General features: G+C 76.3%; 23 protein-coding genes. 8 read left to right on the plus strand and 15 right to left on the minus strand.

All coding sequences use genetic code 11. From position 1 onward, the window contains the following. Nucleotides 1–70: 70 nt before the first annotated feature. On the plus strand, nt 71–793 hold the full coding sequence (locus ENKNEFLB_RS04920; protein WP_214058177.1) for a GntR family transcriptional regulator: 723 nt from the start codon (nt 71–73) through the stop codon (nt 791–793). 72 nt (nt 794–865) lie between these two features. Here the strand turns inward: ENKNEFLB_RS04920 and ENKNEFLB_RS04925 are convergent, their stop codons facing one another. Further along, a complete protein-coding gene (locus tag ENKNEFLB_RS04925) occupies nt 866–1,222 on the minus strand; it encodes a hypothetical protein (protein WP_214058178.1) in 357 nt (118 codons plus the stop codon). Between the two features lie 66 nt (nt 1,223–1,288). On the opposite strand from ENKNEFLB_RS04925, the gene ENKNEFLB_RS04930 reads away from it, so the two are divergent. Continuing rightward, nucleotides 1,289–2,080 (plus strand): copper homeostasis protein CutC, encoded by a 792-nt coding sequence (locus tag ENKNEFLB_RS04930; RefSeq protein WP_214058179.1) that lies wholly within the window; start codon nt 1,289–1,291, stop codon nt 2,078–2,080. Next, nucleotides 2,077–2,337 carry a DUF4031 domain-containing protein gene (locus ENKNEFLB_RS04935; protein ID WP_214058180.1) on the plus strand — a complete coding sequence of 87 codons (261 nt, stop codon included), beginning with the start codon at nt 2,077–2,079 and terminating at the stop codon, nt 2,335–2,337. The genes ENKNEFLB_RS04930 and ENKNEFLB_RS04935 overlap by 4 nt, the downstream gene beginning before the upstream one ends. 35 nt (nt 2,338–2,372) lie before the next feature. Here the strand turns inward: ENKNEFLB_RS04935 and ENKNEFLB_RS04940 are convergent, their stop codons facing one another. From ENKNEFLB_RS04940 to ENKNEFLB_RS04985, 10 genes are all read right to left on the minus strand, one after another. After that, nucleotides 2,373–3,044, minus strand: coding sequence for an HD domain-containing protein (locus ENKNEFLB_RS04940; protein ID WP_246535845.1), 672 nt, complete (start codon nt 3,042–3,044; stop codon nt 2,373–2,375). A gap of 8 nt (nt 3,045–3,052) precedes the next feature. Continuing rightward, a complete protein-coding gene (locus tag ENKNEFLB_RS04945) occupies nt 3,053–3,922 on the minus strand; it encodes an oxygenase MpaB family protein (protein WP_246535978.1) in 870 nt (289 codons plus the stop codon). 86 nt (nt 3,923–4,008) lie between these two features. After that, nucleotides 4,009–5,178 carry an RtcB family protein gene (locus ENKNEFLB_RS04950; protein ID WP_214058181.1) on the minus strand — a complete coding sequence of 390 codons (1,170 nt, stop codon included), beginning with the start codon at nt 5,176–5,178 and terminating at the stop codon, nt 4,009–4,011. 187 nt (nt 5,179–5,365) lie between these two features. Further along, a complete protein-coding gene (serA, locus tag ENKNEFLB_RS04955; protein WP_214058182.1) occupies nt 5,366–6,574 on the minus strand; it encodes a phosphoglycerate dehydrogenase in 1,209 nt (402 codons plus the stop codon). An 82-nt stretch (nt 6,575–6,656) separates the two neighbouring features. Continuing rightward, nucleotides 6,657–7,352: a class I SAM-dependent methyltransferase gene (locus ENKNEFLB_RS04960; RefSeq protein ID WP_214058183.1), complete on the minus strand. Its 696-nt coding sequence runs from the start codon at nt 7,350–7,352 to the stop codon at nt 6,657–6,659. Further along, nucleotides 7,349–8,191, minus strand: coding sequence for an ABC transporter ATP-binding protein (locus ENKNEFLB_RS04965; protein ID WP_214058184.1), 843 nt, complete (start codon nt 8,189–8,191; stop codon nt 7,349–7,351). Before ENKNEFLB_RS04965 ends, ENKNEFLB_RS04960 begins: the two co-directional genes overlap by 4 nt. Next, nucleotides 8,188–9,186 (minus strand): ABC transporter substrate-binding protein, encoded by a 999-nt coding sequence (locus ENKNEFLB_RS04970; protein ID WP_214058185.1) that lies wholly within the window; start codon nt 9,184–9,186, stop codon nt 8,188–8,190. The genes ENKNEFLB_RS04965 and ENKNEFLB_RS04970 overlap by 4 nt, the downstream gene beginning before the upstream one ends. 23 nt (nt 9,187–9,209) lie before the next feature. Continuing rightward, nucleotides 9,210–10,319 carry a FecCD family ABC transporter permease gene (locus ENKNEFLB_RS04975; RefSeq protein ID WP_214058186.1) on the minus strand — a complete coding sequence of 370 codons (1,110 nt, stop codon included), beginning with the start codon at nt 10,317–10,319 and terminating at the stop codon, nt 9,210–9,212. 133 nt (nt 10,320–10,452) lie between these two features. After that, nucleotides 10,453–12,093 (minus strand): DNA repair helicase XPB, encoded by a 1,641-nt coding sequence (locus ENKNEFLB_RS04980; protein ID WP_214058187.1) that lies wholly within the window; start codon nt 12,091–12,093, stop codon nt 10,453–10,455. Nucleotides 12,094–12,201: 108 nt separating this feature from the next. Further along, nucleotides 12,202–14,496, minus strand: a complete 2,295-nt coding sequence (locus tag ENKNEFLB_RS04985; protein ID WP_214058188.1) for a helicase C-terminal domain-containing protein — start codon at nt 14,494–14,496, stop codon at nt 12,202–12,204. Nucleotides 14,497–14,535: 39 nt separating this feature from the next. On the opposite strand from ENKNEFLB_RS04985, the gene ENKNEFLB_RS04990 reads away from it, so the two are divergent. Both ENKNEFLB_RS04990 and ENKNEFLB_RS04995 read left to right on the plus strand, forming a co-directional pair. Beyond that, nucleotides 14,536–15,378, plus strand: coding sequence for a PP2C family protein-serine/threonine phosphatase (locus ENKNEFLB_RS04990; protein WP_246535846.1), 843 nt, complete (start codon nt 14,536–14,538; stop codon nt 15,376–15,378). A 24-nt stretch (nt 15,379–15,402) separates the two neighbouring features. Continuing rightward, nucleotides 15,403–16,422, plus strand: a complete 1,020-nt coding sequence (locus ENKNEFLB_RS04995; protein ID WP_214058190.1) for an FHA domain-containing protein — start codon at nt 15,403–15,405, stop codon at nt 16,420–16,422. A 34-nt stretch (nt 16,423–16,456) separates the two neighbouring features. Here ENKNEFLB_RS04995 and lepB read toward each other — a convergent pair whose 3' ends face one another. After that, complete coding sequence (gene lepB, locus ENKNEFLB_RS05000; protein ID WP_246535847.1) at nt 16,457–17,185, minus strand: signal peptidase I; 729 nt, start codon at nt 17,183–17,185, stop codon at nt 16,457–16,459. Between the two features lie 81 nt (nt 17,186–17,266). Between lepB and ENKNEFLB_RS05005 the strand changes: the two genes are divergently transcribed. Further along, on the plus strand, nt 17,267–17,848 hold the full coding sequence (locus ENKNEFLB_RS05005) for a histone deacetylase (protein ID WP_246535848.1): 582 nt from the start codon (nt 17,267–17,269) through the stop codon (nt 17,846–17,848). Between the two features lie 81 nt (nt 17,849–17,929). Here ENKNEFLB_RS05005 and ENKNEFLB_RS05010 read toward each other — a convergent pair whose 3' ends face one another. Both ENKNEFLB_RS05010 and ENKNEFLB_RS05015 read right to left on the minus strand, forming a co-directional pair. Next, entirely contained in the window at nt 17,930–18,442 is a 513-nt protein-coding gene (locus ENKNEFLB_RS05010) for a class I SAM-dependent methyltransferase (RefSeq protein WP_214058191.1), read from the minus strand. Then, nucleotides 18,439–20,610: a S8 family serine peptidase gene (locus ENKNEFLB_RS05015; protein ID WP_214058192.1), complete on the minus strand. Its 2,172-nt coding sequence runs from the start codon at nt 20,608–20,610 to the stop codon at nt 18,439–18,441. The genes ENKNEFLB_RS05010 and ENKNEFLB_RS05015 overlap by 4 nt, the downstream gene beginning before the upstream one ends. 125 nt (nt 20,611–20,735) lie before the next feature. Here ENKNEFLB_RS05015 and ENKNEFLB_RS05020 point away from each other — a divergent pair, with 125 nt between their 5' ends. Both ENKNEFLB_RS05020 and ENKNEFLB_RS05025 read left to right on the plus strand, forming a co-directional pair. Continuing rightward, on the plus strand, nt 20,736–21,365 hold the full coding sequence (locus tag ENKNEFLB_RS05020; protein ID WP_246535849.1) for an HAD family hydrolase: 630 nt from the start codon (nt 20,736–20,738) through the stop codon (nt 21,363–21,365). A gap of 51 nt (nt 21,366–21,416) precedes the next feature. Continuing rightward, the gene (locus ENKNEFLB_RS05025) at nt 21,417–21,812 is read left to right on the plus strand and encodes a cold-shock protein (protein ID WP_214058193.1); all 396 of its coding nucleotides are present in this window, start codon (nt 21,417–21,419) and stop codon (nt 21,810–21,812) included. 21 nt (nt 21,813–21,833) lie between these two features. On the opposite strand, the gene ENKNEFLB_RS05030 is transcribed toward ENKNEFLB_RS05025, so the two are convergent. Further along, nucleotides 21,834–23,621, minus strand: coding sequence for an MFS transporter (locus tag ENKNEFLB_RS05030; RefSeq protein ID WP_214058194.1), 1,788 nt, complete (start codon nt 23,619–23,621; stop codon nt 21,834–21,836). Between the last annotated feature and the right edge of the window lie 76 nt (nt 23,622–23,697).

Raw genomic sequence — 23,697 nt, forward strand, 5'->3', positions numbered from 1 at the left:
GTCCGTCAGGGGTGGACGGGCTTGTGCGGTTCTGGTGACGGGGGCGCCTCCGCGCGCCTAGGGTGGCGACGTGACCGAGACGACCACCGATCGCCGCGCCGACGGCCGGGCCCTGAAGCACGTGCAGGTGCGCGAGTACGTCCGCGACCTGGTGGCCGGGGCCGCACCCGGTGCGGCGGCGCCCTCCGAGCGCGAGCTGGTGGCGATGTTCGGCGTGGCCCGGATGACCGTGCGCCAGGCCCTGGACACCCTGGTCACCGAGGGCGTGCTGGAGCGGATCCCCGGCCGGGGCACCTTCGTGGCCCGCCCGCAGCGCAACCGCGGCCGGATCAGCGGCTTCACCGAGGACCTCCGTCGCCGCGGCGTCCTCGCCGAGTCCCAGACCCTGCTGGCCCGCCGCGAGCAGGCCGGTCCCGGCGTCGCCCGCGCGCTCAGCCTGACCGAGGGCGACGCCGTCATCCACTGGCGCCGGCTGCGTCGCGGCGACGGCACCGTGGTCTGCGTCGAGGACGCCTACCTCACCGAGATCCTGCTGCCCGGCTTCCTGCAGCAGGGCATGCCGACCAGCCTGTACGCCGACCTCGAGGCCCGCGGGCTGCGCCCGACCTGGGCCGAGGACTCCATCACCGCCGACGTCGCCGGGCCCGAGGAGGCCGCGCTGCTCGAGATCGAGCCCGGCTCGGTCGTGCTGCGCCACTCGCGCCGCGCCGTGTCCGGCGAGAAGGTCGTCGAGGTCTCCCGCAGCGTCTACCGCGCCGACCGCTTCACGCTCTGGCTCCAGATCTGCGGCTGACCCGCCGAGATAACGCTCGCGGACAGCCGAGATGGCGGTTCCGGCGCCTCGAGGTGACGGCTCCGGCGGGGCTCAGCCGCGCCACGACCCGAGCGCGCCGAGCGGGGCCGCGACGGTGTCGGTCTCCTCGCAGACCCAGTGCGCGTCCGGCCCGCCGAGGTCGGGCTGGATGTAGAGCGCGTGCTCCGGGGCGTCCTCGCAGCCCAGGCACAGCGGCCACCGGCCGACCGTGTCGAGCAGCGCGTCCTGGACGTCCTGCGCGACGAGCCCGGCGACGTACACCTCGCCGGCCGGCCACTGCTCGGCCCACCAGGTACGCGAGGAGCAGGCCTCCTCGAGCGCGGAGACGGCGGCGGGGCTGGCCTGGCGCCGCGCCTCCAGATCGGCCAGGACGCGCGCGCGGGCGGCGAGGATGAGGGCGACGTCCATGGGCCAAGTCTGCGTGGCCGGGCAAGGCGCCCCGGCGAGCGGCCCGCGACGGCCTACCCTGGCGCCATGAGCGACGTCGCGGCCGGGGGCCACCCGGGCTCCGCCGGGCCGCTGCCGGTCCGGGGCCTGCTGGAGGTCGCCGTGACCCACCCGCGCGACGTGCCGGGGTGCGTCGAGGGCGGGGCCGACCGGCTCGCCGTGGTCGCGCCGGGGGCGTCGTACGCCACCGCGCCCGAACCGGCCCTCGTCTCGGCCGTCGCCCGGTCCAGCGGGCTGCCGGTACGCGCCCTGCTGCGCCTGCCGCCCGCCGACGGCGCCGCACCGTACGCCGCCGACCCGGCCTCCCTGGACCAGCTCGCGGACCTCGCCCGGGAGTACGTCGCGCTGGGCGCCGAGGGCGTCGTGCTCGGCTTCCTCGACGCCGACCTCGAGGTCGACGTGTGGGCCTGCCGCCGGCTGCTGGCCGCGGTGCCGGGGACGCCCTGGACCTTCCACCGCGCCATCGACGACACCCTCGACCCGGTCCGCTCCTGGGGCCGCGTGGTCGACCTGCCCGGGGTCACCTCGGTGCGCTCCGGTGGCTCCCCGCAGGGCCTCGCGCACGGCTACGAGGACCTCCTCGCCCTGGCCCGGCGGTCCCTCGAGGTCGCCCGGCTGCTGATGCCGGCCGGCGGGCTGTCCGCCGAGCACGTCCCGTGGTTCGCCCGCGAGGGCGTCCGCCAGCTCCACCTCGGCACCCAGGTCCGCCCCGGTGCGAGCTACCGCTCCTACGTCGACGCGGGGTACGTGCGCTCGTGGCGGCGCCTGCTCGACGACGCCGTCGACCGCGACCAGCGCACCGACTGGGCCGGCACGTGATCCTGATCGACCCCCCGCTGGTGGAGTGGCGCGGGAAGCGGTGGTCGCACCTGGCCTCCGACACCTCCTTCGAGGAGCTGCACGCCTTCGCCCGGGAGGCCGGGATCCCCGAGCGCGGCTTCGACCGCGACCACTACGACGTGCCCGAGGAGTGGCACGCCGACGTCGTCGCACGCGGCGCCGTCGAGGTGACCTCGCGGGTGCTGGTGGTCGCGCTGGTGCGCGCCGGGCTGCGGCGCCGCAAGAGCCAGGCCTGAGGGCCCGTCGACCGGCCGGTCGCCCCGGCCCGGGGTCAGGCCCGGGAGACCACCACCTCGGGCTGCAGCCGGTCGAGCTCGGCGAGCACGTTGGACCGCGCGGTCTCCTCCCACGCCGCAGCGGCGCGGGCGGTGTGGAAGAGCCGCGGCTTGGCGAGCAGGTCGACCAGGACCGCGGCCCGCCCCCGGGCGAAGTCCTCGTCCCCGACGTGGGCGTACTCCCGGCGCACCGCTGCGACGTACTCGGCGTACCGCTCCGGCCCAGCCGCCAGGATGGCCAGGTCGGCGTCCGAGAGCGCGCAGCCCGCGGCGTCGTCCTCGGCGGGCGCGTGGGTCTCGGTCATCCGGACCAGGCGGGCGACCTCGGCCACCACGTCGTCGGCCACGAGGCCGGGCAGGGCGTGCTCGGCCCAGGAGGCCGAGCGCTCCTCGGCGTCGCGCTCGCCGTCGTACACGCCGTCGTGGAACCACGCCGCGAGGCGGACGGCGGTGTCGTCGGCACCGGGATCCTCGGTCAGGTCGTCGAGCCGGGCGAGGACCTCGTCGAGGTGGCGCAGGTCGTGGTAGCTGCGGTCGCTGCCGCCGTAGGCCGCCAGCAGCTCGGCCCGCAGCGCCTCGGCGGCGGGGTCCGGGTGGTCGGCCAGCGGCCAGGGCAGGGCGTGCGGCGCGCGCGGGCGGTCCCGCGGGGGATGGTCGGCGTCGGGCATCGTCCTATTCAAACAGCCTGGGGCTCCTCGAGCGCAGCCGGCGGCGACATCGCCCAGCGGATCGTGCCGGTCGCCACGGACCCGAGGACGCGGACCACGGTCCGCTCGGTGACCGGCAGCCGCGGCAGCCGCAGGGGCAGCCGCGTCCAGCCCGGCATCAGGCCGACGGCGGCGGCGCACAGCACGGCGTACGGAGCCCGCGCGGCCAGCGGGAGCGGAGGCTTCAGCAGCAGGTAGCGGACGGCCTCCCGGGCCTCCTGGGTCCCGCGCAGCTCGGGTCGGAAGGCGGCCATCCGCTCGTCCAGCTCGGCCTCGGTCCGCGGCGGGTCGACCACCCCGAGACGGGCGGCGACCTCGCCGACCTGGGCCACGTAGGTGTCGCGCTCGTCCTGGGTCAGCGTGGCCGCGCCGTAGACGGTGAAGGCGTGGAGGAAGCTGTCCACCTCGGCGACGTGCACCCACATCAGCAGGTGCGGGTCCGAGGCGGCGTAGGCCGAGCCGTCGGGCATCGTCCCGGTGACGCGGCGGTGGATCGAGCGCACGACGTCGACGGAGCGCTGCGCGTCCTCGGCGGTGCCGAAGGTGGTCACCGCGAGGTAGTGGCTGGTGCGCGCCAGCCGCCCCCACATGTCGCCGCGGTAGCCCGAGTGGTCCGAGACGGCCTTCATCGCGGCCGGGTGCAGCGTCTGCAGCAGCACCGCCCGCAGGCCGCCCACGAACATGGAGGCGTCGCCGTGGACGACGTGGATCGGGCTGCCGGGCTCGAACCAGCGCTCGCCCTCGGAGCCGTGGATCCGCTCGCGGTGCTGCGGCCCGTCGGGTCCGGCCACCCGGGCGAAGATCGCCTCGCCGAGCCGGTTGCGCACGCCCTGCATCATGCTCACGACGCTACCCGTCGCCACCACCACCCCCGGCGGCCGTCAGGGGTGGTGGTGGCGACGGTGGGGCGCGGTCCGGGGTCGGCTCAGTCGCCCTTGACGTTGACCAGCTGGCGCAGCACGTGGCGCACCTCGACCAGGTCGGCGGCGTCGGCCATCACCTGGTCGATGTCCTTGTAGGCCGCCGGGATCTCGTCGAGGAACGCCTCGCTGTCGCGCCACTCGATCCCGGTCATCGCCTCCCGCAGCTGCTCGCGGCTGAAGGTGCGCCGGGCCCGCGAGCGGGAGTACGCGCGACCCGCGCCGTGGGGCGCCGAGCGCAGCGCGACGGGGTCGCCGCGACCCGTGACGACGTACGACGCGGTGCCCATCGACCCGGGGATCAGCCCGGGCCTCCCGGCGGAGGCGTCGATGGCGCCCTTGCGCGAGAGCCACACGTCGCGCCCGAAGTGCCGCTCGCGCTCGGTGTAGTTGTGGTGGCAGTTGACCTCCTCGGTGCGCTGCACCGCGGTGCCGGTCCACTCCTCCACCTGCCGCACGACCCGGTCCATCATCTCCTCGCGGTTGAGCAGCGCGTAGTGCTGCGCCCACCGCATCTGGGCGACGTAGGCGTCGAACGCGTCGGTGCCCTCGACGAGGTACGCCAGGTCGCGGTGGGGCAGCGGCACCCACCACTGCTCGCACAGCCGGCGGGCCACGCCGATGTGGTGCTGGGCGATCTTGTTGCCCACCCCGCGCGAGCCGGAGTGCAGGAACAGCCAGACGCGGTCGACCTCGTCGACGGAGATCTCGATGAAGTGGTTGCCCGAGCCGAGGGTCCCCAGCTGCAGCTCCCACCGCTTCGCGTAGGTCGCGGGGTCGAAGCCGGCCTCGGCGGCCGCGGCGGCGAGGACCTCCAGGCGGGCCCGGGTGTGCTCGCGGCTGACCGTGCGGTTGGCGCCCCCGGCGGAGACCGGGACAGCCCGCTCGACCTGCTGGCGCACGGTGCCGAGGTCCTCGGGCAGCTCGTCGCGGGTCAGCTGGGTGCGGACCGCGATCATGCCGCAGCCGATGTCGACGCCGACCGCGGCCGGCATGATCGCGCCGAGGGTCGGGATGACCGACCCGACGGTCGCGCCCAGGCCCAGGTGGGCGTCGGGCATCAGCGCGACGTGGGGGTGCACGAACGGCATCGAGGCCGTCGTCACCGCCTGCTCGCGGGTGCCCTGCTCGAGCTCGGAGGCCCAGCTCAGCAGGGTGGGGGTGATCTTCTCCATGGTCCTTCCGTCCTGTCACGCCGGTGGCGGGCCCGCCGGGCGCGGGCACGGTCGGAGAACCTAGGAGGGGGCAAACCGGTTGCGCACGTGGTTTCCCCGGTGCTCCGGTCCCGGACCGCCCGGGTCGTGTGCCCCAGCACGCTCCAGGGGTCGGCCTCAGGCACACGACCCCACGGCTCGGGACCACTCAGGCGGCGGGGGCGCTCATCGTGCGCAGCAGCACCGTCTGCGGCATCGCCCGCAGGGCCTCGACCGTGCCGTCGTCGAGCGGGGCGGCGACGTCGGTGACGACGTAGCCCTGCTCGCCGCGGGTGGCCAGGGCCTGGCCGAGGATGTTGACGCCGGCCTCGGCGAAGGCGTGGTTGACCTCGGCCAGCACCCCGGGGACGTTCTGGTGCAGCAGCGTGACGCGGTGCGTGCCGGGCTCCGGGGCGGTGCCGGCCGTCGGGAGGTTCACGCTGAGCTCGGTGGAGCCGTGGCGGGCGTAGCCGACCAGCTTGCCGGAGACGAAGTGCCCGATCTCCTCCTGCGCCTCCTGGGTGGAGCCGCCGACGTGCGGGGTGAGGATCACGTTGTCCAGGCCGCGCAGCGGCGAGTCGAACCGGTCGCCCTGCGCCTTGGGCTCGATCGGGAAGACGTCCATCGCCGCGCCCGCGATGTGGCCCGACAGGATCCGCTCGCGCAGCGCCTCGGTGTCGACGAGCATCCCGCGGGAGGCGTTGATGAACAGCGAGCGCGGCTTCATCAGGTCGAAGAAGACGGGGCCGAAGAGCCCGGCGTTGCCCGGGCGGCCGTCGACGTGCAGGGAGACGACGTCGGCGGTGGCCAGCAGCTCCTCGAGGCTGCCCATCCGGCGGGCGTTGCCGTGGGCGAGGCGGTCGGCGATGTCGAAGTAGACCACGCGCATCGCCAGCGCCTCGGCGACGACCGAGAGCTGCGAGCCGATGTTGCCGTAGCCGACGATGCCGAGGGTGCGTCCGCGGATCTCGTGGCTGCCGGCGGCCGACTTGTCCCAGATGCCGTCGTGCATGCGGGTGGTCTTCTCGGCCAGGCGCCGCGCCAGCATGATGATCTCGCCGATGACCAGCTCGACCACGCTGCGGGTGTTGGAGTGCGGGGCGTTGAAGACCGCGACGCTGTGGGCGGTGGCCGCGGGCAGGTCGACCTGGTTCGTGCCGATGCAGAAGCAGCCGACGGCGTCGAGGTCGGGCGCGCCGGCGAAGACCCGCTCGGTCAGGTGGGTGTTGGACCGGATCCCCAGCAGGGAGACCCCCGGCAGCGCCGCGAGCAGCTCGTCCTCGCTCATCGACGCCTTGCGGAGCTCGACCTCGTAACCGGCGTCCTCGAGACGGGCGACGGCGGCGGGGTGGATGTTCTCGAGCAGCAGCGCCTTCATGGGGCCAAACCTAGGGGCTCCGCGGGCCGCACCCCGCAACGGGACGCCATCCGGACGCCACCCCCGGGAGGCGTACGGGTGCTCAGCCTGGCAGCCGTGCGGTCAGCAGGTGCTGCAGCCGGGGCTCGTGCCCCGGGGCCGCGCCGGTCTCCCGGTCCAGCTCCAGCAGGGCGTGCAGCGGGGTCACCTCGACGTCGACGAGCCCGCTGTCGCGCAGCAGGTCCGCGGTCGGCTCGATCGACCCGGCCTCCGCGAGCGGCAGCACCCGCCGGACGCGGTCGTCGTACGCCGCCCCGAACGGCCCCTCGGCGCCGGGCAGGCCCCCGGGGAACCACGCGCTGTCGACCATCGCCAGCCGCCCGCCCGGGCGCAGCAGCCGCTGCCACCGGCGCACGGCGGCCTCCGGCTCGCGCAGGGTCCACAGCAGGTAGCGGCTGACGAGTACGTCGAACGTGCCCGGGAGGTCGGGGTCGGCGGCGTCACCGACGACGAACCGGGGCGGGTTGGCCATCCCGCCGGCCCGGCGCCTGGCCAGCCGGACCATCTCGGTGGACAGGTCGAGCCCGGTCACCCGGTGGCCCAGGCGGGAGACCGCGATCGCGGCGTGCCCGCTGCCCGTGCCGAGGTCGAGCACGTCGACCGGGTCGGCGGGCAGCGCGGAGGACCAGACGTCGGCCCAGAGGTCGGCCTCCGCGTCGCGACCGGGCCGGTGCTGGGCGGCGTCGTACGCCGGGGCGCGGTCGTCCCAGTAGGTGGTGATCTGCTGCTGCACGCTCATCGGGTTCCTCCGGCGGGGGTCGGGTGGGGCTGGTCGGTGCGGGGGTCGGTGCGGGGGTCGGTGCGGGGGTCGGTGCGGGGGTGGAGCAGCAGGTGGCTCTCGCCGTCCACGACGACGCGGCGCACCCGGATGCCGTAGACCGGCTCCAGCACCTCGGGGGTCAGCACGTCGGCGGCCTCCCCGGAGGCGACCACGCGTCCGTCGCCGAGCAGGGCGACGTCGTCGCAGTAGCGGGCGGCCAGGGCGAGGTCGTGCAGGACGACCACGCAGGTCGTGCCCAGGCCGCGGACCAGCGCCATCACCTCGTGCTGGTAGCGCACGTCGAGGTGGTTGGTCGGCTCGTCGAGCAGCAGGTGGGTGGCCTCCTGCGCCAGGGCGCGGGCGATCAGGACCCGCTGCCGCTCCCCGCCGGACAGGCCGGCGAAGGCGCGCGGCCCCAGGTGGTCGGCACCGACGCGACGCAGCGCGTCGGTCGCGGCCCGGTGGTCGGCGGCGCCGGTGCGCTGGAAGCTCCCCAGGTGCGGGGTGCGCCCCAGCAGCACCATCTCGCCGACGGTCATCGTCGACTCGCCGCCGTGCTCCTGGACGACGACGGCCAGCCGCCGGGCCGCCTCCCGGGGCCCGAGGTCGCCCACGGTCGCCCCGTCCACCTCGACCCGACCGGTGGGCGAGCGCAGCGCCGCGTGGAGCAGGCGGAGCAGCGTGGTCTTGCCGCTGCCGTTGGGCCCGATCAGGCCCAGCACGCGCCCGGGCCGGGCGTCGACGTCGACGCCGGCGAGCACGGGTGTCGAGCGGCGACCCGCGCCGTAGGCGAAGGACAGGTCGCGTCCGGTGATCACGAGCCGGCGCCGGGAGCGGTGGCGTCGATGATCCGCTCGAGGCCCTCGACCGCCAGGGGCGACGGCGGCTCGGTGAAGTTGAACAGCTGGGTGACCAGGGCGTCCTCGCGGACGGCGGTGAGGTCCTCCGCGCCCGGCAGGGACGTCACCGCGTCCTCGACCGCCGCCGGGTCGCCGGCGCTGTGCAGCAGCACGAGGACGTCGGGGTCACGGCCGAGGAGCTCCTCGGGGCCGACCTCGAAGACGCGCTCGTCCACGTCGTCGAAGACGTTCTGGAAGCCGGCCGCCTCGAGCTGGGGCTGGGCCATCGACCCGGTGCCGTACGCGTAGGTCACGCCACCACCCACCGTCGGGTAGAGCACCGCGGCGGTGCGGGTCGGCCGGTCCGCGACCTCGGCCTCGAGGTCGGCCAGCCGCTCCTGCATCGCAGCGACGGCCTCCTCGGCCCGCTCGGGCTCACCGAACACCTCGCCGTAGAGCGCGGTCTGCGACCAGACGTCGTCGAAGGACGGCCGTGCACCCCCGGTGTCGCACAGCGCCGGCTCCTCGACCAGCGGCACGTCCACGGCCTCCAGCGCCCCGCGGGACAGGTTGTCCACCTCGCCGAGGACGAGGTCGGGGCGCTGGGCCACGACGACCTCCTTGCTGATCTGGAGGTGCCCGGAGGTGTCCAGCTCGTCGGTGAGCAGCGGGACGTCCTCGAGCTCGGCCAGGGTGGCCTCGTCGTAGTACTCGGCGGGGAACTCACCGGCACGGGCCACGACCCGGTCCATCGCGCCGAGCTCGTGCAGGAACGGCACGGCCGCGCTCTTGAGCATCACCACGCGCTCGGGCGGGGCGTCGAAGGTCAGCTCGGCACCGCAGTTCTCGACCGTCACCGGCTCGGGGAAGGCGGTGCCGGCGGACGCGCCGTCCGAGGCGGCACCGGCGCCGCAGGCCGAGGCCAGGGCGGTGGTGGCCAGCACGGCCGTGGGCAGGAGCGGTCGTCGGGTCATCGGGGGTCTCCTCGGGATCGGGGTCAGGCGCTGGCGGCGTGCAGGCGACGGATGAGCACGAGCAGGAACGGGGCGCCGACGACCGAGGTGATGATCCCGATCGGGATCTCCTGCGGCGCCAGCAGCGTGCGGGCCGCGACGTCGGCCCAGACCAGCAGCACCGCGCCCATCAGGGCTGCCACCGGCACCACGCGGGCGTGGGTCGAGCCGACCGCGCGGCGGGCCAGGTGCGGCACCACCAGGCCGACGAAGCCGATGCTGCCGGCGGCGGCCACCACCACGGCCACGCAGAGCGAGACCACGACGAGCAGCAGCGTGCGGAACCGGTCGGGGCTGATCCCGAGGGTGTGGGCCGTCTCGTCGCCGACGGCGAGCGCGTCCAGGCCGCGGCCCCACAGGGTCAGCACGGCGGTCGACAGCAGCACCACGACCACGACGGCGCCCAGCGGGCCGTCCCACTGCGCCAGGCCGAGGGAGCCGAGGAGCCAGAACAGCACCGACCTGGCGCCCTCGGCGGAGCCGGAGGCGAAGACCAGGAAGCTGGTCAGCCCGGACAGCGCGTACCCGACGGCGACGCCGGCCAGCAGCATCCGGATCGAGGTGACCCGCCCGCCGCTGCGCGCCACCAGGAAGACCAGCATCGAGGCGGCCAGCGCCCCGAGGAAGGCGCTGAGCGAGAGGGCGTACTGGCCGAGGCCGGCCAGTGCGCCGAACAGGATGGCCGCCGCGGCGCCGCTGGAGGCGCCCGAGTTGATCCCGAGCAGGTACGGGTCGGCCAGCACGTTGCGGACCATCGCCTGCAGCGCCACCCCGCAGACCGCCAGGCCACCCCCGACGGCCACGGCGAGGAGCACTCGCGGCAGGCGCACCTGCCAGATGATCGCGTCCGCCGACGGGTCCCAGGTCACCTCGCCCGGGAGGCCGACCAGGTGGTGCCCGAGCACCCGCACGGTCGTCAGCGGGTCGACCGCGACGGCCCCCGCCGCGACCCCCGCCACGACGGTGAGGGCCAGCGCCGCGCCCAGGCCGACGAGCCAGGCGGTCGTACGCCGGGAGCGCGCGCGCAGGCCCAGCGGGTCGTCCGGGGCATCGGTGCGTCCGGGGGCGGGCGCCGGGAGCGTGTTGTTGCGCATAATGTGCAACAACGTATCGGGTGCACTAACGTGGCTCACCTGGTGGTGGGCTCGCCACCGACACCGTCCGCCCCGGGGCCTGGAGACCCGGGGCGGACGGCGCCCCCACCGCGGCGGTGAGGCGGTGAGGCGGTCAGGCCGGCAGGTCCTCGGCGTCGACGATCCGGTAGGCGTACCCCTGCTCGGCCAGGAAGCGCTGCCGGTTCTGGGCGAACTCCGCGTCGACGGTGTCGCGCGCCACCACCGCGTAGAAGCGGGCGGTCTGGCCACCGGCCTTGGGCCGCATCAGCCGACCGAGGCGCTGGGCCTCCTCCTGGCGCGAGCCGAACGAGCCCGAGACCTGGATCGCCACCTCGGCCGAGGGCAGGTCGATGGAGAAGTTCGCGACCTTGCTGACCACGAGCAGGCCGATCTCGCCGGAGCGGAACGCCTCGAAGAGCCGTTGGCGCTCCTTGACCGTGGTGTCGCCCTTGATCAGCGGGGCGTCGAGGGTGGCGGCGAGCTCGTCGAGCTGCTCGATGTACTGCCCGATCACCAGGGTCGGCTGCCCCCGGTGGCGCTCAACCAGCTCACGGACCACGCCGGTCTTGTGGGGCGTGCAGGCGGCCAGGCGGTAGCGCTCCTCGGGCTCGGCGGTGGCGTAGACCAGCCGCTCGTTCTCGGGCAGCGTCACCCGGACCTCGACGCAGTCGGCCGGGGCGATCCAGCCCTGCGCCTCGATGTCCTTCCACGGGGCGTCGTACCGCTTGGGGCCGATCAGGCTGAACACGTCGCCCTCGCGGCCGTCCTCGCGCACCAGCGTCGCGGTCAGGCCGATCCGGCGGCGGGCCTGGAGGTTCGCGGTCATCCGGAAGATCGGTGCCGGCAGCAGGTGCACCTCGTCGTAGACGATCAGGCCCCAGTCGCGGGCGTCGAGCAGCTCGAGGTGGGGGAAGACGCCCTTGCGGCGCATCGTCAGGACCTGGTAGGTCGCGATGGTGACCGGGCGGACCTCCTTGACGGCCCCGGAGTACTCCCCGATCTCGTCCTCGGTGAGGCTGGTCCGCTTGATCAGCTCGTCCTTCCACTGCCGCGCGCTGACGGTGTTGGTGACGAGGATCAACGTCGTGGCCTTGGCGTGGGCCATCGCGGCCGCGCCCACCATCGTCTTGCCGGCGCCGCAGGGCAGCACCACGACCCCGGAGCCGCCGTTCCAGAAGGAGTCGGCCGCGTCGCGCTGGTAGTCCCGCAGCTGCCAGGAGGTCTCGTCGAGGTCGATCTCGTGCGCCTCGCCGTCGACGTAGCCGGCCCAGTCCTCGGCCGGCCAGCCCAGCTTGAGCAGGGCCTGCTTGAGGTTGCCGCGCTCGGAGGCGTGGACGACCACCGTGTCGTCGTCGAGCCGGGCGCCGAGCATGCCCTGGACCTTCTTGGCGCGCAGCACCTCCTCGAGCACGGGCCGGTCGGTGCTCGACATCACCAGGCCGTGGGTGGGGTGCTTCTCCAGGCGCAGCCGGCCGTAGCGCGCCATCGTCTCGGCCACGTCGACCAGCAGGCTGTGCGGCACGCTGTAGCGGCTGAACTCCAGCAGCGTGTCGACCACCTGCTCGGCGTCGTGCCCGGCGGCGCGGGCGTTCCACAGCCCCAGCGGGGTCAGCCGGTAGGTGTGCACGTGCTCGGGGGAGCGCTCCAGCTCGGCGAACGGCGCGATCGCCTTGCGGCAGTCCGCCGCCCGCTCGTGGTCGATCTCGAGCAGGAGGGTCTTGTCCGACTGGACGATGAGGGGGCCGTCGTTCACCCCGGAAGCCTACGAGCCCCGCAAGCCGCCCGGTCACCCGTGAACGCCGAGATGACGCTCGCGGACAGCCGAGATGACGCTCGCGGCGCGTCGAGGTGACGCTCGCGGTCAGTCCGGGACGGCCTGGACCGAGTGGATCCGGTGCACCGCGAAGGAGCGGACGTCGTCGGCGCGGTGGTCGTAGGCCACCAGGCTGCCGCCCTCGACCGAGCGCGGGTCGACCAGCCGGTCCGAGCGGGTGCCCTGGTTGTCGACGTAGGTGATCAGCACCGCCTCCCCGGCCTCGACGGCCTCCCGCAGCGCGGTGAGCGCCCCCGACGGCGTGAGCGAGGCCGGTGCGGCGCCGACGGACCCGGCGTCGCCGCCCGTACGCACGCGTCCGGCCCGGTCGCCGGAGCGGACCGCGCTGACCACGGCCCCGGCGGCGGCGCCCTGGCGGGCCGAGCGCACGGCGGTCGTCCGTTCCCTTGGGGCCCGCGCCCGCAGCAGGTCGGGCCGCGTCACCTGCACGGTGCCGTCGGCGGCCTCGACCACGGGCGCCGCGCCGAGCTCGCGCAGCCGGGGGAGGAGGACGTCGAGCGGGGTGTCGCTGACGACCACGGTCGGGGCGATCCGGCGCAGCCCGAGCGCGCCGGCCTTGGGGTGGTGGACCAGCGTGGTGAGCGCGGCCTCGTCGTCGGAGCGCAGGAACGCCTCGGCGTGCCCGAGCCGGACCGTGCCGTAGGTGCGGACCGTGTCGTCGACCAGGTAGGTCAGCGGCTGCGGCACCGGGGTCCGCGAGATGGTGCCGAGGAACTCGTGCACCTCCGCGGCCGACCAGCCCACGTCGAGGGCGCGGCGCACCGAGGCCGGGGTGAAGCGGTAGGTGGTGGCGCCGCCGCGCGACTCCACGTCGGCCAGCAGCTGCAGGCGGCGGGCCAGCGACGACTCCAGCGGGCCGGGAGCGACGGCGGTGAGGTCGGCCTGCACCAGGACGTGGTCGACCGGCTCGGGCAGCAGGTCGTCCAGGACCGGGCCCGGGTCCTCCCCGGCGACGAGCAGCGCCGCGTACGACGCGAGCCCGCCGAGCGCGACCAGGCCCAGCGACGCGGCCTCGGTGAGGGCGTCGGCGAGCTCCTGCTCGCGTGCCGCCGGCCGCCGGGGACGCAGCCACCGCACCCGGGAGACCAGGGAGGGCACGCCGGTGCCCGCGGCCAGCACCGTGCCGTCCTCGAGACCGTGCAGCGCGGCCAGGGCCATCGCGCGGGACTCGGTGACGGTGCGGCTGGTCAGGCCCGGGGCCAGCGCGTTGCGGGGCTTGTCGGCCTCGTCCCGGCTGCCGACCAGCGCGGGGGCGCGCGGCGTGGTCAGCCAGGCCCGGGCCAGCGCGGCCCAGCGGGTGGCGGTGACCTGGGTCGACCAGGCGTCGAAGGCGTCGGTGGGCACCCACAGGGCGTTGCCGTCGCCGCCGGCGCGCTGGGCCAGCAGCCCGGCCGCGCCCGCGACCTCGACCAGCAGCGCCGCGGTCGGCTCGTCGACGTGCAGCAGCCGCGCGGTGGCCTTGAGGTCGCGCACCCCGAGCCCGCCGCTGCGCAGCGCCGGCGCCGGGTCGGTGCCCCAGTGGTCCAGGAGCAGCTCGACGCGGCGCACCGTCTCGAACGCGGCGCCCGCGGCGGTGCGGTCGACCAGGGCGGGGGAGCGCTCGGCGGTCGCGAGCGGGGGGACGGTGTCGACCGGGTCGCGGGTGGTCCGGGCGCCGCGGAGGGCCAGGCCGACCTGGCCGGGCAGGACCACCGCGGACCCGCCGCGGGAGACCAGCAGCCGTCGGGCCAGCAGCTCCTCGGCCGGGGTGGCGGCCTCCTCGGTCGTCACCCGCAGCCGCGAGGCGCCGGACGTCGCCTGGCCGCCGGAGCCCTCGACGTGGTCAAGCAGGGCCCGCGCGGGCGCGGAGAGCTGGGCGAGCAGCGCCGGAACCTCGTCCGCCGCGGGCGCCTCGGCGGCCGGCGGGAGCAGCCCGCTCACGGCCGCCCAGGTCGGGGCGAGGGCCAGGCCCTCGGCCACGCCGGACAGGGCCCGCACCCCGGTCGGCGTCCACCAGGCCAGGGCCAGGTCGACGACCCGGTCCAGCGCGGCGCCGGCCGCGGCCTCGTCGGCGTGCACGACCGCGAGCACCTCCTCGCGGGTGGCGGGGCCGACCACGGCGACCGCGTCGAGCACGTGCAGCTCGAGCCGGTCGAGCAGGTCCAACGCCCGGAGCAGCGAGACCCGTACGGTGGCCCTCGACGCCAGCTGACCGAAGTCGTGAGGAGCCGGGGTGGCCAGATCGGGACGTGCGAGGAGCAGCCGGGTGAGACGTTCGTCGTCCCACCCGCGCAGCTGGTCGGCCAGGGAGCGGTGCCCCGGGGCCTCGGTCGGAGTGCCCATCGGGCCAACGTTACCGACTCCCCGGGGCGGGGTCGCAGGGTGAGTGCCCCCAAGCAGGTCCGCCTCCTCCACGGCGCGACCTCCCACGTCGGCCTGGTCCGCGAGGCCAACGAGGACTCCCTGCTGGTCAGCCCACCCGTCTTCGTGGTCGCCGACGGCATGGGCGGCCACGACCGCGGTGAGGTGGCGAGCGCGCTCGCCGTCGAGGCGCTGGCCGTGGTGGCCGGCCAGGAGCCGGGGGACGCCCGCGCCACCGCGGACGCCGTCGACGCGGCGCTGCGGGACGCCCAGCAGCGGGTGGCGGCCTACGACGCGGAGCAGCGGGCCGCTGGTGCGCGCCGCTTCGCCTCCGGCACGACGGTGGTCTCCGCGGTGCTGAGCACCTACGACGGTGCGCCGGTGTGGGTGGTCAGCAACCTCGGGGACTCCCGGGCGTACGGCACCGACGGCACGTCGCTGGTGCGGCTCAGCGTGGACCACTCCCTGGTGCAGGAGCTCCTCGACGCCGGCTCGATCACCCCCGAGGAGGCCCGGGTGCACCCCGAGCGGCACGTGGTGACGCGTGCGCTGGGGGCCTCGGGCGCGGTCGGGGCCGACCACGTGCTGGCGCGCCTCGACGTCGCCCCCCGGCTGCTCCTGTGCTCCGACGGCATCACCGACCTCGTCGACGACGACACGATCGCCCGGCTGCTGGCCGCTGCACCCGGGCCCCAGGAGGCGGCCGACGCCCTGGTGGCGGCCGCGCTGGCCGCCGGCGGGATCGACAACGCGACCGCGGTCGTGGTCGACGTGGTGGGATGGACCTCCCCCGACGCGGGACGCCGCGACGTGCCCCAGGTCGTGACCGACGCCGCGACCGTGCCCATGCCCGTGCTCGACTGAGCGCTTCCGAGAGCGGAGACCCCGGTGACCGACACCACCCCGACCTGGTCCTACGAGCCGGGGGAGCACCTCGCGGTGCTCGGCCCGCACCTGGCCGTCGTCGTGCCCGCCGACCAGCGCGCCCTCGCCGCCCGGATCTGGCGCGTGATGGACGCCGGCGGGGACCTGCTGGCGGTCGTCGACGTGCTGGCCGCCGGTGGCCTGGGCGCGCTGGCGGGCGCGGCCGTGGTGGCGTGGGAGGGCGAGGACCGGCTGACGGTGCTGGCCCGCGGCACGGACCCCCAGGTCGTCGTACGCAGCGGCGAGGGCACCGCCCTGGTCGACGGCACGGGTGTCCGCACCTGGACCGAGCGCTCCTTCGACCGGGTGCGGTCGGTGTCGGTGCTGGCCGGCGACCGTGGGTCCGAGGAGCAGGACGGGCCGGGCGAGGTGCTCGGTCTCGGCGCGGGTCTGGTCCGCGTCTCCCGGGTCGCGCGGACCGTGGCCGACCCGCTCGGCGGACGCAGGCTGCTGGAGGCCGCGGGACTCGGGACCGACCCCGACCCCGACCCCCCGACCGAGCCGGACCCGGTCAGCGCCCCGGTGGCGCAGGGCCCGGTCGAGCCGCCCCAGCCGACGCTGGCCCCGGCCGACCAGCCGACCGAGGCGCACGCCGTGCTGCCGGGCCCCTGGGGCCCCGCCGAGGCGCGTACGCCGCTCCTGCGGGTCTCGGACGGGCGGGAGGTGGTCGTCGACGCGGTGGTCGTGGTCGGTCGCTCGCCCGGGCCGCGCGACCGGCACGCGGGGGCACCGCCGCGGATGCTGCGCCTGGAGAGTCCCCAGCAGGAGATCTCGGGCACCCACCTCGAGGTCCGTCCCGGCACCGGCCCGGACGCCGGCGCCGCGGTCGTGACCGACCTGGGCTCCACCAACGGCACGGTCGTCGAGCACGCCGACGGCGCACCGGAGGCCCTGGTGCCCGGGGTGGGCGTCGCGCTCGGGCCGGGCGCGGTGGTGCACGTCGGTGACGGGGTCACCCTGACCCTGCTGAGCCCCGCGGACTAGACGCGCCGCCCCCGGCGCGGACCGGCCCGGGGGCCTACTCGGCCGCGCTGGGTGCCGGCACGTCGGCGAAGGCGTCCGGGCGGGAGACGAAGCGCGCGTGGCTCGGGGGCCAGGCCAGGGCGAAGACCTTGCCGACCACGAGGTCGTCGTCGACGTAGGCGTCGGACTCGTCGCAGTCACCGCCCGGCCGCACGCACAGGCGTACCGAGGAGTCGGCCGAGGCGCTGCGGTTGTCGCCCATCACGAACAGGGAGCCCTCCGGGACCGGCCCGGCCTCCCAGCGGCAGGAGCCGCCGCCGGGCATGGGGCCGTCGCAGAGGCGTTGCGGCGCGATGAAGCCGGACTCGTCGACCGGCTCGCCGTTGATCTCCAGGCGGCCCTGCTCGTCGCAGCAGCGGATCACGTCGCCCTCGACGCCGATCACCCGCTTCACCAGGTGGCCGCCGGAGGGGTAGAGCCCGATCGCGGACAGCGCCCGGGTCGGCAGGGAGGTGGGGCCGGAGTCCTCGCTGGGGCCCAGCCAGTCGCCCGGGTCCTCGAAGACGACCACGTCGCCACGCTCGGGGGTCCCGCTGAACCAGTAGGACGGCTTCTCGACCAGGATCCGGTCGTTGACGACCAGCCCGGGCCGCATCGAGGACGACGGGATGTAGAAGGCCTGGACGAAGAAGGTCTTGATGACCAGCGCGAGGACCACCGCGACGACCAGCAGGACGATGGTCTCGGCCCAGAGCGGCAGCTTGCGGCGGGCTCCGGAGGTCACGGGGGCAGAGCGTACGTCACCGCACGGCGGCTCGGAGGCGGTACGCGCACCTCGCCCGGCGGCTGGCTACCGTGGTCCGGCGTGACCCAGGTCTGGTACGTCTCCTACGGCTCGAACATGTCCGCGGCCCGCCTCGCCTGCTACCTCGAGGGCGGCTGCCCGCCGGGCGGCTCGGCGGCCAACCCGGGCGCGCGCGACCGCACCCTGCCGACCCGCTCGGTGCCGGTGGACCTGCCCGGGACGACGTACTTCGCCGGCGACTCGCCGCAGTGGGGCGGCGGGGTGGCGTTCTACGACCACGACACCCCGGGGCGGACGGCCGCGCGCGGCTACCTGGTCACCCGCCAGCAGCTCGCCGACATCGCCGCGCAGGAGATGTACCGCGTCCCCGCCGACGGCGACCCGCTCGAGCAGGTGCTCCTCGAGCCGCTGCCGGCGGGCCGGCACACCGTCGGCCCCGGCCACTACGAGACGCTGGTCGAGGTGGGCCGCCACGAGGGCCTGCCGATGATCACCTTCACCTCCCCGCACGGCACCCACGCCGTGGAGCACGTCGCGCCGGGCCAGGCCTACCGCGACACCCTGGCCACCGGGCTGCGGGAGAGCCGTGGGTGGGACCAGGCGCGCTCGGCGGCCTACCTGGACGCCCTCCTGCCGAGATGACGCTCGCGGACAGCCGAGATGACGCTCGCGGACGGTCGAGGTGACGCTCGCGGACAGCCCCGGCGACGTCAGGGGCTGGCATCAGGGGCGGCGGCGCGGAGGCTTCCGGGCGGTGACGACCACCGCGCCCGGGGCGGGCTCGCCCGGAGCCGCCGCCGTCACGACCACCTCGTCGAGCAGCGCCTCGCCGAGGGCGGCGACCACCCGCCCGGCCGCGGCCGCGGGCACGGTGGCGACCAGGCGGCCGTACGGGCGCAGGCCCGCGCGGGCCATCCGCGCGGTGCGCACCGGGTCGGGGGTGCTCGCCAGCACCCCGGGCGCCCACGCGAGGTCGTAGGCCTCGAAGGGGAGCCTGGCCTGCTCGAGGTCGGCCTGCTCGAAGAGGACCCGGTCCTGGCCGTCGCCCGCGCGGGGGGCGAGGGCGCGGGCACGGTCCAGCGCGTCGGGGTCGAGGTCCAGCGCGAGCACCGAGCGTGCGCCGGCACCGACCAACCACCGGGCGGCCGCTCCGTCGCCGCAGGCCAGGTCGACGACGTCGGCGCCCGCCACGTCGCCCAGTGCGGCGGCGAGCTGCTCGAGGGCGCCGGGGGTCACGGCGCGACGACGACCGGGATCCGGGACCGGCTGCGGTCACCACCGCGCCACACGACGTAGCCGTCGTCGGCGCGCGCCGGACCCGTGCGGGTGACCGTGAAGGTGGCCGACTCACCCGGTCCGAGGCGCACGGCGAGCGGCCGGACCTGGACCGGGGTGGAGAAGCCCCGCGCCTCGGAGGAGAAGTAGAGGGCCTCGTCGGCGGTGTTGCGGATCGTCCGGGTCGCGACGCGGTCGCTCCCGCCCAGCAGCACCGAGGGGGTGTTGGGCGCCCGCCCGTCGCCGTCCAGCCAGGCGCGGTAGCCGCCGACGGGCTGCGGGTAGTCGAGCCGTACGTCGGCGGCACGGTCGAGGTCGACCCGCCCGGCGCCCGAGTCCGACGGCGACCCGCCCGCGGTGGGCAGCGCGCGGGTGGCGAGCGCCGAGCGGACGCGCACGGCGTCCCAGCCGGGCTCGCGGGCCCGCAGCGCGGCCGTCGCGCCCGCCGCCCAGGCCGTGGCCGCGGAGGTGCCGGTCACGACGCCCCACCCCGGGTCGCCGTCGGTGGCGGGGACCGCGCCCAGCAGGCCGCTCGCGGGGGCCGCCACGTCCGGTTTGAGGACCGGCCCCGCGGGGTCGCCCGCCGCGGACCACGCCGACGGGCCCGAGGGGCGGTCGCGCCCGGTGACGACCAGGGCCGCGCGGGCCTCCGGCGTACGCCGCAGCGCGCGCAGCAGGGTGCGGCCGTCGGCGGCCGTCAGGTGGACGGTGGGCACGGCGTGGAAGTCGGCGAACAGCGACCGGCCGGTCCGGTTGACCAGCACCATGCCGGCGCCGTCGGCGAGGGCGACGGTGCCGGACTTGTCGACGCGCCCGACGGCGCCGCGCTCGCACACGACGACCGCCCCGGACACGACGGCGGCGTCCAGCGACCCCGGGGCGCACACCGCCGCGCGACCCGGAGCGGCGCCCTCGGCCGCCGCCGCGCGGCCGGTGACGAGGGGGGCCGGCGGCAGCCCGTCGCGCGCGGCGGTCAGCCCGCGCAGGACGGGCCCGTCCACGACGCGGACCAGGCCGACCGGCTCGAGCCCGGGAGCGGCCCCGACCGTGGTCACCCAGGCGACGTCGTGCGCCGCGGGGAGCGCCGGGTCGTTGCCGGCGGCCGCGAGCACCGCGACGTCGGCCTCGGCCGCGCCGAGCAGGGCCCGCTCGAGGGTGTCGACCGCGGCGCGGGCGGTCCCGCCGGCCACCGAGAGGCTCAGCACATCCACGCCGTCCGCGACCGCACGGTCCACCGCGGTCACCAGGTCGGCCGTCGAGCAGCCGTCGTCCTCGGGGTCCGGGGCGCTCCAGCACGCCTTGTAGACGGCCAGGCGCGCGTCGGGTGCCTGCCCCCCGGTCGTGGTGGGCAGCTGTCCGGGAACCCGGACCGGCACGCCCGCGTTGCCGGCCGCGATCGAGGCCATCTGGGTCCCGTGGCCGAGGTCGTCGCGCGGCGAGAGGCTGCTGCCCGAGCGGAGGTCGTCGCGCCCGAACCCCTCGACGAACCACTGGGCGGCCGCGACCTTGCCGCCGCAGTCCGACGGGGCCCACCCGGGGTCCGTGCCGCCGGCGCAGCCGCCGACGAAGTCCGCCGGCTCCCGGCCGAGCGAGGGGAGCGTGGTGAACGAGGCCGAGCGCGGCGCGATGCCCGAGTCGACGACCCCGACGACCGTGCCGCGCCCGCCGCGGGCGGGCCCGCCGCCCCCGGGCCCGGGGCCGACGGCGGTCCCCGGGCCGACGGCGGCCAGGGGGCGTACGGCGTCGGCCTCCACCAGGGTCACCCGCGGGTCCGCGGCGAGCAGGCCGGCCTGGTCGGGGTCGAGCCGGACCGCGACGCCGTCGAGCGCGGTCGTCCAGCGGTAGACCGGGGCGGGCGCGCCCACGGTGGCCAGCACCGCGTCCTGGCGGTCCCGCATCCGCTCGCGTGCGGCCGCGTCGCTGCCGGGCTGCCCGGAGGTGCCGGGGCCGGACAGCGTCACCAGGTGCAGCCGGGCGCCGGTGTCGGCGCTCCCGGTCGCGTGGTCCGCGCCGGCAGGGCCCGCGGTGACCAGTCCGGTCCCGAGCGTGCCGGCCAGGGTGGTGACGAGGGCGGCCGCGAGGATGGCGCGCGTGCGACCCGCCCCGGTCGTGCCCGCGGTCCGTCCCACCGTCGCCCCCTGGGTCTCCGTCGGGCCCACGGCGGGCCCGGCTGTCGTCGGAACCTCCCATTGTGTCCCACCCGCCCCACCGGCGCACCGGATCGCCACCTGACGGGCCTTCTAGGCTGGTGGGCGTGCGCACCACGATCGGGTTCGACCTCGACATGACCCTGATCGACACCCGCCCGGGGTTCCGGGCGACGCTGGCCGCGCTCGGCGACGAGCTCGGGGTCGCCCTGCCGCTCGACGACCTCTCGGAGCGCCTCGGTCCGCCCCTGGACGCGACGCTCGGGCCCTACATCGACGCCACGCTCCTCCCGGCCGCGATCGCCCGGTTCCGCGTGCTGTACGTCGACCACGCGATCGCGCCCGTGCCGGTGCTGCCCGGCGCGCACGAGGCCCTGGCCGCCGTGCACGACCGCGGGGGGCGGGTGGTGCTGGTGACCGGCAAGTACGCCCCCAACGCCCGCCGCCACGTCGAGCACCTGGGGCTCGCGGTCGACGTCCTGCACGGGGAGGTCTGGGGCGTCGGCAAGGCGGACGCGCTGCGGGCCGAGGGCGCGGTGGCCTACGTCGGCGACCACGTGCACGACGTCGAGGGCGCACGGGCCGCCGGCGTGCTCAGCGTGTCGGTGCCGAGCGGGGGGTGCGACGCCGCGGAGCTGCGCGCGGCCGGGACCGACGTGGTGCTCCCCGGCCTGGCCGACCTCGCCGCCTGGCTGGACACCGGGTGGCCGGGTGGGCTCGCCACGACCGGCCGGTAGGCTGCGAGGTCGTTCCCGGTCCCGGGGGCGTCAGACCGGGAGGATGCCGCCGTGCCCACTGGCAAGGTCAAGTGGTTCGACACCGAGAAGGGCTTCGGGTTCCTCTCGCACGCCGAGGGCCCGGACGTCTACGTCCGCGCCGAGGCGCTGCCCGAGGGCGTCACCACGCTGAAGGCCGGCACCCGGGTCGAGTTCGGCATCGCCCAGGGCCGCCGCGGCGACCAGGCGCTGCAGGTCCGGGTGCTGGACGAGCCCACCTCGGTGGCGCGCAACCAGTCCCAGGCCAGGCGGCGCCGCCCCGACGAGATGGTCCCGATCGTCGAGGACCTGATCCGCCTCCTCGACGACGTGGGGGAGTCCTACCGCCACCAGCGGCACCCCGACCCGCGGACGGCGCGCCCCACGGCCAAGCTGCTGCGCGCGCTGGCCGACCAGCTCGAGCAGTAGGACCCGCGCCCGCCCGAGGGCTCAGAGCGGGGCCAGCCGGCCCTGGTCGGCCTGCGAGCGCGGCCGTCCGAGGAGCACGAACACCGACCAGGCGACCAGCACCGCGCACGCCAGGCCCAGCCCGAGCTGCGGCACCAGGGGCAGCACGATCCCCACGAAGCCGCCGACGACCCAGGCCAGCTGCAGCGTGGTGTCGCTGAGCGCGAACGCGCTGGCCTGCACCCGGGCCGGGACGCTCTCCTGGATCGTGGCGTCGAGCGACACCTTGCCCAGCGACTGCGCGAGACCGGCCACCAGCCCGAGGCCGAACAGCGTCGGCAGGCCGTAGAACAACGCGCCGAGCAGGGCCATCCCGGCGTCGGCGAGCAGCGCGACGACCACCATCACGGCAGGGTCGATCCGCTTGGCCAGCGACGCCGCCAGGATCCCCAGGGCGTTGCCGATCCCGGCGCCGCCGGCCACCACGCCGAGCAGCAGCTCGGGACGGTCCTCCCAGCCGGCGATCGGGTTCTCGCGCAGCAGGAACGCCATGAACATGATCAGGAACCCCGACATCCAGCGCGGCCCGCAGTTGGCGCGCAGCGCGAACGCCACCGACGCCGGGATCCGCGTGCTGCGGCGCTCCCGGGCGCGTCGCCAGGCGGCCTCGCGGCGCGTCTCGGACGGCGCCGGTGCAGGGTCGGGGAACGAGCCGGGCGGCTGCTCCAGGGTCGGGTCGGCGGCCTCGTCGCCGGCCTCGTCGCCGGCCTCGTCGGCGGACAGGTCGGCGGACAGGTCGGCGGGGTGGGGGTCCGGCTCGCGCGCGGCGTCGGGGTCCAGCGGCCCCCCGTCGTACGACGCGGGGACCACCTGGAGGGGCACGGTCGGCTCGGCGGCCGCCGCGTCGCGCCGCTCCACCCCGGCGTCCGGCCGCGGGACGGGGTCCGGCTGCTCGCGCATCGACATCGCCGTCTCGCCCTCGGAGGAGTCGACCCCGCCGGGCAGGAGGATGGCCAGCACGGTCGCGACCACGAACAGCAGGAACGCGTAGCGCAGCGCCCACTCCGAGCCCGCCGTCGCCGCCAGCGCGGCGATCGGGGCGGAGACCAGCGCGCCGACGATGCCCGACAGGGAGACCCGGCCGTTGGCCTTGACCAGCGTCAGCGACGACGGCAGCAGCCGTGGGACGGCGGCGGCGCGGGTCACGCCGTACGCCTTGGAGGCCACCAGCACGCCCAGGGCGGCGGGGAACAGCAGCGCCGAGTCGCTGGTCACGGCACCGGCCAGCACCCAGCAGAAGAAGGCGCGCAGGGCCATGGTCGCCCCGATGGCCCACCGTCTGCCGTGGCTGAAGCGGTCCAGGAACGGTCCGATCAGGGGGGCGACGACCGCGAACGGCAGCATCGTCAGGACCAGGAAGAGCGTGACCTGGCCGCGGGCCTCGCCGGTGGGGACCTGGAAGAACAGCGTGCCGGCCAGGGCGATCGCGACCGCGGCGTCGCCGGCGGTGTTGAAGGCGTGCATCTCGATCAGCCGCGAGAGCCCGGACTGGTCGGCGCCCTCCGCTCGCGCCGCACGCCGAGCCTGGAAGACGGTGAAGCGACCGGCGCGCCCGGTCACCCGGGCCGCGCTCCCCACGCCGCGACCGGTCGCCCGGACGCCGCCGGCCACGCCGCTGCCCAGGCCGCGGGCGACCCGGCCGGCCCGCGCCGACCTGCTGGTCCCCGGCGTGGTGGGCGCCTCCGGCCCGGACGCCGGTCCGGACGCGGGGTCCCCGCGCGGACCCCGGTCGGTCCCGGGAGCGGAGGTGCCGGGGCGGTCCGAGCTCATGGGTCCATCCTGCCCCTCGCCGGGGACGTCGTCGTGGGACACCCCGACCCCCGCGCTGGAACCGTCCGGTCCGATC

It is taken from the genome of Nocardioides aquaticus (assembly GCF_018459925.1).
Lineage (GTDB): Bacteria > Actinomycetota > Actinomycetes > Propionibacteriales > Nocardioidaceae > Nocardioides > Nocardioides aquaticus.